We start from the raw sequence: 12010 nt of genomic DNA, 5'->3' as shown, positions 1-12010 counted from the left end.
CAGGAGCTTACTTAAGTAAGTGACTGGGGGTGAGCGAGGAAAGCCAACGCGCATGCAACTCGAAGTATGATAGGTATAAATAAATTGCGTAGCCTTCCCTCATGTTAGGGAAGGTTGCGCTTTGTCCGTGATAAACTGAGAAAATGTTCCCCGTTGATCACAGTCAGGACGATGAAAAAGAAAAGACCCGTACTTCAGGATGTAGCCGATCTTGTCGGCGTGACCAAAATGACGGTCAGTCGCTATTTACGCAACCCGGAGCAGGTCTCCGAAGCGCTGCGTGGCAAGATTGCCGTTGCCCTCGATGAACTGGGTTATATTCCCAATCGCGCCCCTGACATTCTCTCCAACGCCACCAGCCGCGCCATTGGCGTGCTGCTGCCATCGTTAACCAACCAGGTATTCTCGGAAGTGCTGCGCGGGATTGAAAGCGTCACTGACGCCTTCGGCTATCAAACCATGCTGGCGCACTACGGCTACAAGCCGGAAATGGAAGAGAAACGCCTCGAATCGATGCTCTCCTGGAACATTGACGGCCTGATCCTCACCGAACGCACCCATACGCCCCGCACCCTGAAGATGATTGAAGTCGCCGGCATTCCGGTGGTGGAGCTAATGGACAGCCAGTCACCGTGCCTCGATATTGCGGTCGGTTTCGATAACTTCGAAGCGGCGCGGCAGATGACGGCGGCGATTATCGCCCGCGGCCACCGCCACGTTGCTTATCTCGGCGCGCGTCTTGATGAACGTACTATCATCAAACAGAAGGGGTACGAGCAGGCGATGCTCGATGCGGGCATGACGCCCTACAGCGTGATGGTGGAGCAGTCCTCGTCCTATTCATCCGGGATTGAGCTGATGCGCCAGGCGCGCCGCGAATACCCGCAGCTTGACGGCATCTTTTGCACCAACGATGACCTCGCGGTCGGCGCGGCCTTTGAGTGCCAGCGCCTGGGGCTGAAGATCCCGGACGACATGGCGATAGCCGGTTTCCACGGCCACGATATCGGCCAGGTGATGGAGCCGCGGCTGGCCAGCGTCCTGACCCCGCGCGAGCGGATGGGGCGCATTGGCGCCGAACGTCTGCTGGCGCGCATTCGTGGCGAAGCGATTACCCCTAAGATGTTAGATTTAGGTTTCACATTGTCACCGGGCGGATCAATTTAAACTGACAAGTTTGAAGTAGATCACACATATTCACATCTGGCACGAATGGATATTGCTTCTCCACAGGTCCGGCATGACAATGTTACCGATAACAGTTACCCGTAACAATTAACCGATACGCCGCCTTCGCGCTCAATGAGTCAGCCCCGGCGCGGCGTACCTGTCCGGTGGGAGGATGCTTTGAGCACGACTAATCATGATCACCACGTCTACGTTCTGATGGGCGTTTCCGGCAGCGGGAAATCCGCTGTCGCCAGCGAAGTGGCGCATCAGCTGCATGCCGCGTTTCTCGACGGCGACTTTCTGCATCCGCGCAGCAATATCACCAAGATGGCCTCCGGTGAGCCGCTCAACGATGACGACCGTACCCCGTGGCTGCAGGCGCTAAATGACGCCGCGTTTGCCATGCAGCGTACCAATAAGGTGTCGCTGATCGTCTGTTCGGCGCTGAAGAAGAGCTATCGCGACATTCTGCGCAAGGGCAACCCGAACCTCTCCTTCATCTACCTGAAAGGCGACTTCGAGGTGATCGAAAACCGTCTGAAGGCGCGTAAAGGGCACTTCTTCAAAACCCAAATGTTGGTGACGCAGTTTGAAACGCTGCAGGAACCAGGCGCCGACGAGAGCGATGTGCTTATCGTCGATATCGACCAGCCGCTGGAAGGCGTGGTGGCCAGCACCATTGAGGTGATCAACAAAGGCAGTCACTAGTGAGTACTTTAACGCTTGTTTTAACAGCAGTCGGCTCGGTATTGCTGCTGCTGTTTTTAGTCATGAAGGCGCGGATGCACGCCTTCGTGGCTTTGATGGTGGTTTCTATTGGCGCAGGTCTCTTCTCCGGCATGCCGCTGGATAAAATCGCGGCGACGATGGAGAAGGGGATGGGCGGTACGCTGGGCTTCCTGGCGATCGTCGTCGCGCTGGGCGCGATGTTCGGGAAGATCCTGCATGAAACGGGGGCGGTCGATCAGATTGCCGTCAAGATGCTCAAATCCTTCGGCCACAATCGCGCGCACTATGCGATTGGTCTCGCCGGCCTCATCTGCGCGCTGCCGCTGTTTTTTGAAGTGGCGATCGTGCTACTGATCAGCGTCGCCTTCTCGATGGCGCGCCATACCGGCACTAACCTCGTGAAGCTGGTGATCCCGCTGTTTGCCGGGGTGGCCGCCGCCGCGGCGTTCCTGCTGCCGGGACCGGCGCCGATGCTGCTGGCGTCGCAAATGCACGCCGACTTTGGCTGGATGATCCTGATTGGCCTGTGCGCGGCCATTCCGGGAATGATTATCGCCGGGCCGCTGTGGGGCAACTTCATCAGCCGCTTCGTTGAGCTGCATATTCCTGACGACGTGACGGAGCCGCATCTCGGCGAAGGCAAAATGCCCTCCTTCGGCTTCAGCCTGTCGCTGATCCTGCTGCCGCTGGTGCTGGTAGGCCTGAAAACCATCGCCGCGCGCTTTGTGCCGGTGGGGTCGACCGCTTACGAATGGTTTGAATTTATCGGTCACCCATTCACCGCGATCCTGGTAGCCTGTCTGGTGGCAATCTACGGCCTGGCGGTACGTCAGGGGATGGCGAAAGACCGGGTGATGGAGATCTGCGGTCATGCGCTGCAGCCGGCGGGCATTATCCTGCTGGTGATCGGGGCAGGCGGCGTCTTCAAGCAGGTGCTGGTTGACTCCGGCGTCGGCCCGGCGCTGGGTGAAGCGCTGACCGGTATGGGGCTGCCGATCGCCATTACCTGCTTCGTGCTGGCGGCGGCGGTGCGTATCATCCAGGGCTCCGCCACCGTGGCGTGCCTGACGGCGGTCGGCCTGGTGATGCCGGTGATTGAGCAGCTGAACTACAGCGGCGCGCAGATGGCGGCCTTGTCTATCTGTATCGCCGGCGGCTCGATTGTCGTGAGCCATGTGAACGACGCCGGCTTCTGGCTGTTCGGTAAATTTACCGGCGCCACCGAAGCCCAGACGCTGAAAACCTGGACGATGATGGAAACCATCCTCGGCACCACCGGGGCGATTGTCGGCATGATCGCCTTCCAGCTGCTGAGCTAAGTCTGTTCGCCACCCGCTCGCGGGTGGCCAAAAGCCAGGGTAACGCCGTTTACCCTGGCTTCCCGGCGATAAGCCGCGCTTTTTCCCTCTTTTCTCTTCCCGCTCCTCGCCCTTATTAGCGCTACGACGATGCTCGTATCCTTCGGCAAGCCTTGCTGCACCTGGGTTTGTTGCCTCTTTTTGGCAAGGGGAAAATCAGCGGATTTCGCGCTTAATCCATAATCAGGATCAATAAAATCGCGACGGAAAATGTTCCATTCCCTGGGTGATTTCCCCGATAATCATTGCGCTTTGACGACGACCAGCGACGGTGGACAATGTGCAGGATAAGTTGCTTTTCTGATTGTTCAGCAATCATTGATTAATTTCACTTGCGACTTTAGCTGCATTTTGTAAGGTGAGGGATAATCCAGTTGGAAACTGGTCAGGCACAAACAGCACACACCTCGCAGGAATACGTTATGAAAAATGTTGGTTTTATCGGCTGGCGCGGAATGGTCGGCTCTGTTCTCATGCAACGCATGGTTGAAGAGCGCGATTTCGACGCCATTCGCCCGGTGTTCTTCTCTACCTCCCAGCTGGGACAGCCAGCGCCGTCTTTCGGCGGTAGCACCGGTGGCACGCTTCAGGATGCGTTCGATCTGGACGCGCTGAAGGCACTGGACATTATTGTCACGTGCCAGGGCGGCGATTACACCAACGAGATTTACCCGAAGCTGCGCGAAAGCGGCTGGCAGGGTTACTGGATTGACGCCGCCTCTTCGCTGCGCATGAAGGACGATGCGATCATTATCCTCGACCCGGTTAACCAGGACGTGATCACCGCCGGCCTGAACAACGGCGTAAAAACCTTTGTCGGCGGCAACTGTACCGTCAGCCTGATGCTGATGTCCCTCGGCGGCCTGTTTGCCCAGGATCTGGTGGAGTGGGTCAGCGTGGCGACATACCAGGCGGCTTCCGGCGGCGGCGCGCGTCATATGCGCGAACTGCTGAGCCAGATGGGCCAGCTGCACAACCACGTCGCGGCAGAGCTGGCGGACCCGGCTTCCGCCATTCTGGATATCGAGCGCAAAGTGACGTCGCTGACCCGCAGCGGCGAGCTGCCGGTGGATAACTTCGGCGTACCGCTGGCGGGCAGCCTGATCCCGTGGATCGACAAACAGCTGGATAACGGCCAGAGCCGCGAAGAGTGGAAAGGCCAGGCGGAGACCAACAAGATCCTCGCCACCTCGTCCGTTATCCCGGTAGACGGCCTGTGCGTCCGCGTTGGCGCGCTGCGCTGCCACAGCCAGGCGTTCACCATTAAGCTGAAAAAAGATATCTCTATCCCGACCGTTGAGGAGCTGCTGGCCGCGCACAACCCGTGGGCCAAAGTGGTACCGAACGATCGCGACATTACCATGCGCGAGCTGACCCCAGCCGCGGTGACTGGCACCCTGACCACCCCGGTAGGTCGCCTGCGTAAACTGAATATGGGGCCGGAGTATCTGTCGGCCTTTACCGTTGGCGACCAGCTGCTGTGGGGCGCCGCGGAGCCGCTGCGCCGGATGCTTCGCCAGCTGGCGTAAGCGCAGGATGAACAGAAAGGGGGTCTTCGAGCCCCCTTTTTTTTTGCGTAATACAAGGAGTAAACGCGGATGTTAGATTTTTCCCCACGGAGGTAACTCAGCCTTGGCTATGCTTTAAGTAAGGAATTCCTTACCTGAAGGTGGGACGGAGCAGAAGGATGCAGAAAGCGCTGCGCCGTTCAGGTCAAAAAAAGTCGCCAGTTACAGGAATGAGCGACACTTACAACAGGATGAAAGCATGTCTAATCATATCGATAGAGACGTGATTAATGCGCTAATCGCCGGTCATTTCGCGGACCCTTTTTCCGTGCTCGGCATGCACCGTACCGACGCCGGGCTGGAAGTGCGCGCATTATTACCCGATGCCACCGATGTGTGGGTTATTGAACCGAAAACCGGACGCAAAGTCGGCAAGCTCGAATGCCTCGACTCGCGTGGTTTCTTCAGCGGCGTTCTGCCGCGGCGTAAAAACGCCTTTCGCTATCAGCTGGCCGTCACCTGGCACGGGCAGCAGAATCTGATTGATGACCCTTATCGCTTTGGTCCGCTGCTGCAGGATCTTGACGTCTGGCTGCTGTCGGAAGGGACCCACCTGCGCCCTTACGAAACGCTGGGCGCGCACGCCGCCACCATGGACGGCGTCACCGGCACCCGTTTCTCGGTATGGGCGCCGAACGCCCGTCGCGTCTCAGTGGTGGGGCAGTTTAACTACTGGGACGGCCGGCGCCACCCGATGCGATTCCGCAAAGAGTCCGGCATCTGGGAACTGTTCGTCCCCGGCGCGCACAATGGCCAGCTGTATAAATTCGAGCTGATTGACGCCCACGGCCATCTGCGGGTCAAAGCCGACCCTTACGCCTTTGAATCGCAAATGCGTCCGGAAAGCGCCTCGCTTATCTGCGACCTGCCGCCTAAAGTCGAACAGCCGGCGGACCGCAAAGCGGCGAACCAGTTCGATGCCCCTGTCTCTATCTATGAAGTGCATCTTGGCTCATGGCGTCGCCATACCGACAATAATTTCTGGCTGAGCTACCGCGAGCTGGCCGACCAGCTGGTGCCCTACGCGAAATGGATGGGCTTCACCCATCTCGAGCTGCTGCCGGTTAACGAGCACCCGTTCGACGGCAGCTGGGGCTATCAACCCACCGGCCTCTATGCGCCGACCCGCCGATTCGGCACCCGCGATGATTTCCGTTACTTTATCAACGCCGCGCACGCCGCCGGGCTAAACGTCATTCTGGACTGGGTGCCTGGCCACTTCCCGGCGGATGATTTTGCCCTTGCCTCTTTCGATGGCACCGCCCTGTATGAGCACAGCGATCCGCGCGAGGGGTATCACCAGGACTGGAATACCCTGATCTACAACTACGGACGCCGCGAAGTCAGCAACTTCCTGGTGGGAAATGCGCTGTACTGGATCGAACGCTTCGGCATCGATGCTCTGCGCGTCGACGCGGTGGCCTCGATGATCTATCGCGACTATAGCCGCAAGGCGGGGGAGTGGATCCCCAACGAATACGGCGGCCGGGAAAATCTGGAAGCCATTGAGTTTCTGCGCAACACCAACCGCATCCTTGGCGAACAGACGCCGGGCGCGGTCACCATGGCGGAAGAGTCCACCGATTTCGCCGGGGTAACCCGTCCGCCAGCCGGCGGCGGCCTCGGTTTCTGGTTCAAATGGAACCTCGGCTGGATGCACGACACCCTGGATTACATGAAACTCGATCCGGTGCACCGCCGCTTCCATCACGACAAAATGACCTTCGGCATGCTCTACAACTACACCGAGAACTTTGTGCTGCCGCTCTCCCACGATGAAGTGGTGCACGGCAAAAAATCGATTCTCGACCGCATGCCGGGGGACGCCTGGCAGAAGTTCGCCAACCTGCGCGCCTACTACGGCTGGCTGTTCGCCTTCCCGGGGAAAAAGCTGCTGTTTATGGGCAATGAGTTCGCCCAGGGCCGCGAGTGGAACCACGACGGCAGCCTCGACTGGCATCTGCTGGAGGGCGGCGACAACTGGCACCACGGCGTCCAGCGGCTGGTGCGCGACCTGAACCATACCTATCGCCACCATAAGGCGCTGCACGAGCTGGACTTTGACCCGTACGGCTTCGAATGGCTGGTGGTGGACGACCACGAGCGCTCAGTGTTTGTCTTTGTGCGCCGCGACCGGGCGGGGAACGAGATTATCGTCGCCAGCAACTTCACGCCGGTGCCGCGCCACGACTACCGCTTCGGCATCAACCAGCCGGGCCGCTGGCGCGAGGCGTTGAATACCGACTCAATGCACTATCACGGCAGCAACCAGGGCAACGGCGGGGTGGTGGAAAGCGATGCCATCCCCAGCCACGGTCGCGAACATTCGCTGTCCCTGACCCTGCCGCCGCTGGCGACGATCTGGCTGGTCCGGGAGGCGCAATGACCAACCTCGCGGCAGGCAAGCCTGCGCCGTTGGGCGCCAGCTATGACGGCAAGGGGGTGAACTTCGCCCTCTTCTCCGCCCACGCGGAGCGGGTGGAGCTGTGCGTGTTCGACGAGCAGGGCAACGAGCAACGCTTCGATCTCCCGGCGCGCAGCGGCGATATCTGGCACGGCTGGCTGGCTGCCGTCGGGCCGGGCCTGCGCTACGGCTACCGGGTGCATGGCCCCTGGGATCCGGCGCAGGGACACCGCTTTAACCCGGCCAAGCTGCTGCTCGATCCCTGCGCTCACCGGGTTGAGGGCGATCTGCCGGACGACGAGCGCCTGCACGGCGGAATGTGGCAGCCGGATCATCGCGATAGCGCCGCGATAGCGCCAAAATCGCAGGTAGTGGATCTGCGTTACGACTGGCTGGGCGATAAACCGCCGCGTACCCCGTGGGGGGAGACGGTGATTTATGAAGCGCACGTGAAAGGGCTCACCCTGCTTAATCCGCAGCTGCCGGAAGCCATTCGCGGAACGTATAAGGCGCTGGGCCACCCGGTGATGATCGCTTACTTCAAATCGCTGGGCATCAGCGCCCTTGAACTGTTGCCGGTGGCGCAGTTCGCCAGCGAGCCGCGACTGCAGCGGATGGGGTTGAGCAACTACTGGGGCTACAACCCGCTGGCCTGGTTCGCGCTGGATCCGCGCTATGCCAGCGACCCGACGCGCGCCCTGGATGAGTTTCGCGATGCGGTTAAGGCGCTACATGCCGCCGGTATCGAGGTGATTCTGGATATCGTGCTCAACCATAGTGCGGAAATCGATCTTGAAGGTCCCACCGTCTCCCTGCGCGGAATCGACAACCGTAGCTATTATTGGGTAAGGGAAGATGGCGATTATCACAACTGGACCGGGTGCGGGAATACGCTCAATCTCAGCCACCCGGGGGTAGTGGAACTGGCGCGCCAGTGTTTGCGCTTCTGGGTGGATGAGTGCCATGTCGACGGTTTTCGCTTCGATCTCGCCTCAGTGATGGGGCGGACGCCGGAATTCCGCCAGGATGCGCCGCTGTTCGAGGCTATCCGCCACGACAGCGTGCTGTCGCAGGTGAAACTGATCGCCGAACCCTGGGATATCGGCCCGGGGGGCTACCAGGTGGGCAATTTTCCCCCGCTGTTCGCCGAGTGGAACGACCATTTTCGCGATAGCGCCCGCCGCTTCTGGCTGCAGCAAAACGTCTCCCTGGGGGATTTCGCGCAACGCTTCGCGGCCTCCAGCGATCTCTTTGCCCGTGATGGCAAGCCGCCATCGGCGACGGTCAATCTGGTGACGGCCCACGATGGCTTCACGCTGCGCGACTGCGTTTGTTTCAATCAGAAACACAATGAGGCGAACGGGGAGGAGAATCGCGATGGGACTAACAATAACTACAGCAACAATCATGGTATAGAAGGATTAGAAGCTAATTTTGCGGTGATTGAACGGCGACGCGCCAGCGTGCATGCGCTGCTGACGACGCTGCTGCTGGCTCAGGGGACGCCGATGCTGCTGGCGGGCGATGAGCAGGGCCACAGCCAGCACGGCAACAATAATGCCTACTGTCAGGACAACGCCCTGACCTGGCTCGACTGGCGCCAGGCGAACCCGGGATTAACCGCCTTTACCGCGGCGCTGATCCACCTGCGCCGGCGCATTCCGGCGCTCACCCGCAACCGCTGGTGGCAGGAGGGGGATGGCAGCGTCCGCTGGCTTAATCGCCATGCCCAGCCGCTGACTGCCGGGGAGTGGCAGCAGGGGGCAGCGTGTATGCAGATCCAGTTGTCGGATCGCTGGCTGCTCACGCTGAACGCCACCGCAGAGGTGGTCGATATGGTTTTACCCGAGGGGGAATGGCGCGCCGTTCCTCCATTCGCCGGAGAGGATAATCCGGTCATCATGGCTGTCTGGCATGGGCCCGCGCACGGAGTGTGCGTATTTCAAAGGTCGTAAGCCCTGAAGCTTCCGGTTGAACCCGTGGCGGCGGCGCGGCGGGATGAGCAGGAAAGCGGGGGTGTAAAAAGGAGTTAATCATGGTTAGGCTTGAAAAAAACGATCCGCTGATGCTGGCGCGTCAATTACCTATCAAATCCGTGGCGTTGATCCTCGCGGGCGGCCGTGGCACCCGGCTTAAGGATCTCACCATTAAGCGTGCGAAACCTGCCGTTCACTTCGGCGGCAAGTTCCGTATTATCGATTTCGCATTATCTAACTGCATTAACTCAGGGATCCGCCGCATCGGCGTTATTACCCAGTATCAGTCGCACACGCTGGTGCAGCACATCCAGCGCGGCTGGTCGTTCTTCAGCGAAGAGATGAACGAGTTTGTCGATCTGCTGCCGGCCCAACAGCGCGTACACGGCGAAAACTGGTATCGCGGCACGGCGGACGCGGTGACGCAGAACCTGGACATCATCAGCCGCTACAAGGCCGAGTACGTGGTGATCCTCGCGGGCGACCATATTTATAAGCAGGACTACTCGCGCATGCTGATCGACCATGTCGAAAAAGGGGCGCGTTGCACCGTGGCCTGCATGCCGGTGCCCATTGAAGAGGCATCCGCCTTCGGCGTCATGGCGGTCGACGAAAACGAAAAAATCATTGAGTTTGTCGAGAAACCCGCCAACCCGCCGGCGATGCCGACCGACCCGACCAAATCGCTGGCCAGCATGGGCATTTATGTCTTCGACGCCGCCTATCTTTATGAGCTGCTGGAGGAAGACGATCGCAACGAGAACTCCAGCCATGATTTCGGCAAAGACATCATTCCGAAGATCACCGAAGCTGGCATGGCTTATGCACATCCTTTCCCGCTCTCCTGCGTGCAGTCCGACCCGAACGCCGAGCCGTACTGGCGCGACGTGGGGACGCTGGAGGCCTACTGGAAGGCCAACCTCGATCTGGCGTCAGTCACGCCGGAGCTGGATATGTACGACCAGAACTGGCCGATCCGTACCCATATGGAATCGCTGCCGCCGGCGAAGTTCGTGCAGGACCGTTCCGGAAGCCACGGCATGACCCTGAACTCGCTGGTCTCCGGGGGCTGCATTATCTCCGGGTCGGTGGTGGTGCAGTCGGTGCTGTTCCCGCGCGTGCGGGTGAACTCATTCTGTAACATTGATTCGGCAGTGTTGTTGCCAGATGTCTGGGTGGGGCGCTCATGCCGCCTGCGTCGCTGCGTGATTGACCGCGCCTGCGTCATCCCGGAAGGAATGGTGATTGGTGAGAACGCGGAAGAGGATGCACGCCGCTTCTATCGCTCAGAGGAAGGTATCGTGCTGGTGACCCGCGACATGCTGCGGAAATTGGGGCACAAACAGGAGCGCTAATGCAGGTCTTACATGTATGTTCTGAGATGTTCCCGCTGTTAAAGACGGGCGGTCTGGCGGACGTCATCGGCGCGCTGCCGGCGGCGCAAATCGCGGAGGGTATCGATACGCGCGTGCTGTTGCCGGCGTTTCCCGATATCCGCCGCGGCGTGGTGGATGCCCAGGTGGTGACCCGCCGGGATACGTTCGCCGGGCGGATCACGCTGCTGTACGGCCACTTTAACGGCGTGGGGATCTATCTGATAGACGCCCCGCATCTCTATGACCGGCCGGGGAGCCCTTACCACGATACCAACCAGCACGCTTATACCGACAACGTTCTGCGCTTTGCGCTGCTGGGCTGGGTGGGAAGCGAAATGGCCAGCGGACTGGATCCGTTCTGGCGCCCGGATGTGGTCCATGCCCACGACTGGCACGCCGGCCTGACGCCGGCCTACCTGGCGGCGCGCGGGCGTCCGGCTAAATCGGTCTTTACCGTGCACAACCTGGCGTACCAGGGGATGTTTTACTCCTGGCATATGAATGATATCGAGCTGCCGTGGTCGTTTTACAACATGCATGGCCTCGAGTTTAACGGCCAGATCTCGTTTCTGAAGGCCGGTCTTTACTACGCCGACCATATTACGGCGGTGAGCCCGACCTACGCGCGCGAGATCACTGAGCCGCAGTACGCCTACGGCATGGAGGGGCTGCTGCGTCAGCGCCATCATGAAGGGCGGCTGTCGGGAATTCTCAACGGCGTTGACGACGGTATCTGGAGCCCGCAAAACGACCTCCTGCTGCCGATGCGCTACGATCGCGACACGCTGGAGGAGAAGGCGGAGAACAAGCGTCAGCTGCAGATCGCCATGGGCCTGAAGGTCGATGATAAAGCGCCGCTGTTTGCCGTCGTCAGCCGTCTCACCAGCCAGAAAGGGCTCGATCTGGTGCTTGAAGCGCTGCCGGGCCTGCTTGAGCAGGGCGGCCAGCTGGCGCTGCTGGGCGCCGGCGATCCGGTGCTGCAGGAAGGGTTCCTCGCCGCCGCTGCCGAACACCCGGGCAAGGTGGGGGTGCAGATTGGCTATCATGAGGCCTTCTCCCACCGCATTATGGGGGGCGCCGACGTCATTCTGGTCCCGAGCCGCTTTGAACCCTGCGGCCTGACCCAGCTGTACGGTCTGAAGTACGGTACGCTGCCGCTGGTGCGCCGTACCGGCGGGCTGGCGGACACGGTCTCTGACAGTTCGCTGGAGAACCTTGCCGATGGTCTGGCGACAGGTTTTGTCTTTGAGGACAGCAATGCGCTGTCATTGCTGCGCGCTATACGTCGCGCCTTTGTCCTCTGGTCGCGCCCATCGCTCTGGCGCTATGTGCAGCGTCAGGCGATGAATATGGATTTTAGCTGGCAGGTTGCCGCGAACTCCTATCGCGAACTTTATCAACGCTTGATGTAATCACTGGAGTCATTGTT

The 12010-nt window shown here is 60.0% G+C and carries 8 protein-coding genes and 1 pseudogene; 8 read left to right on the top strand and 1 reads right to left on the bottom strand.

Annotated features, from left to right (window positions below):
* The first annotated feature begins 171 nt into the window (after positions 1–171).
* The 3 genes from gntR to gntU all read left to right on the top strand — a co-directional run bounded on the left by gntR (position 172) and on the right by gntU (position 3218).
* Positions 172–1167: a gluconate operon transcriptional repressor GntR gene (gntR, locus tag K5R89_RS14045; RefSeq protein WP_023291217.1), complete on the top strand. Its 996-nt coding sequence runs from the start codon at positions 172–174 to the stop codon at positions 1165–1167.
* 180 nt (positions 1168–1347) lie between these two features.
* Positions 1348–1878: a gluconokinase gene (gene gntK / locus K5R89_RS14040; RefSeq protein WP_004202126.1), complete on the top strand. Its 531-nt coding sequence runs from the start codon at positions 1348–1350 to the stop codon at positions 1876–1878.
* Positions 1878–3218, top strand: a complete 1341-nt coding sequence (gntU, locus tag K5R89_RS14035) for a gluconate transporter (RefSeq protein ID WP_217259331.1) — start codon at positions 1878–1880, stop codon at positions 3216–3218. The genes gntK and gntU overlap by 1 nt, the downstream gene beginning before the upstream one ends.
* Here gntU and K5R89_RS14030 read toward each other — a convergent pair.
* Positions 3215–3576 (bottom strand): annotated as a pseudogene (locus tag K5R89_RS14030) (hypothetical protein). The gene gntU and the pseudogene K5R89_RS14030 sit on opposite strands and share 4 nt — an antisense overlap.
* A 103-nt stretch (positions 3577–3679) precedes the next feature.
* Between K5R89_RS14030 and asd the strand changes: the two are divergent.
* From asd to glgA, 5 genes are all read left to right on the top strand, one after another.
* The gene (gene asd, locus K5R89_RS14025; protein WP_032454240.1) at positions 3680–4786 is read left to right on the top strand and encodes an aspartate-semialdehyde dehydrogenase; all 1107 of its coding nucleotides are present in this window, start codon (positions 3680–3682) and stop codon (positions 4784–4786) included.
* Between the two features lie 238 nt (positions 4787–5024).
* Positions 5025–7211: a 1,4-alpha-glucan branching enzyme gene (gene glgB, locus K5R89_RS14020; protein WP_023291214.1), complete on the top strand. Its 2187-nt coding sequence runs from the start codon at positions 5025–5027 to the stop codon at positions 7209–7211.
* A complete protein-coding gene (gene glgX, locus K5R89_RS14015) occupies positions 7208–9184 on the top strand; it encodes a glycogen debranching protein GlgX (RefSeq protein ID WP_048335467.1) in 1977 nt (658 codons plus the stop codon). Before glgB ends, glgX begins: the two co-directional genes overlap by 4 nt.
* Positions 9185–9264: 80 nt before the next feature.
* On the top strand, positions 9265–10560 hold the full coding sequence (gene glgC / locus K5R89_RS14010) for a glucose-1-phosphate adenylyltransferase (RefSeq protein ID WP_002920566.1): 1296 nt from the start codon (positions 9265–9267) through the stop codon (positions 10558–10560).
* Entirely contained in the window at positions 10560–11993 is a 1434-nt protein-coding gene (gene glgA / locus K5R89_RS14005; protein ID WP_004202133.1) for a glycogen synthase GlgA, read from the top strand. Before glgC ends, glgA begins: the two co-directional genes overlap by 1 nt.
* Positions 11994–12010 lie beyond the last annotated feature (17 nt).

It is taken from the genome of Klebsiella sp. TF21-TM, from assembly GCF_019753495.1.
In the GTDB taxonomy this organism is placed as follows: domain Bacteria; phylum Pseudomonadota; class Gammaproteobacteria; order Enterobacterales; family Enterobacteriaceae; genus Klebsiella; species Klebsiella quasipneumoniae.
The sequence above is the reverse complement of the archived record's forward strand: the minus strand, read 5'-3'. Positions and strand labels throughout refer to the sequence as shown.

What these genes read in the sequence shown, in the direction of transcription:
- glgX (WP_048335467.1), top strand. Translation starts at nt 7,208, where the DNA reads ATGACCAACCTCGCGGCAGGCAAGCCTGCGCCGTTGGGCGCCAGCTAT.
- glgC (WP_002920566.1), top strand. Translation starts at nt 9,265, where the DNA reads ATGGTTAGGCTTGAAAAAAACGATCCGCTGATGCTGGCGCGTCAATTA.
- glgA (WP_004202133.1), top strand. Translation starts at nt 10,560, where the DNA reads ATGCAGGTCTTACATGTATGTTCTGAGATGTTCCCGCTGTTAAAGACG.
- glgB (WP_023291214.1), top strand. Translation starts at nt 5,025, where the DNA reads ATGTCTAATCATATCGATAGAGACGTGATTAATGCGCTAATCGCCGGT.
- gntR (WP_023291217.1), top strand. Translation starts at nt 172, where the DNA reads ATGAAAAAGAAAAGACCCGTACTTCAGGATGTAGCCGATCTTGTCGGC.
- asd (WP_032454240.1), top strand. Translation starts at nt 3,680, where the DNA reads ATGAAAAATGTTGGTTTTATCGGCTGGCGCGGAATGGTCGGCTCTGTT.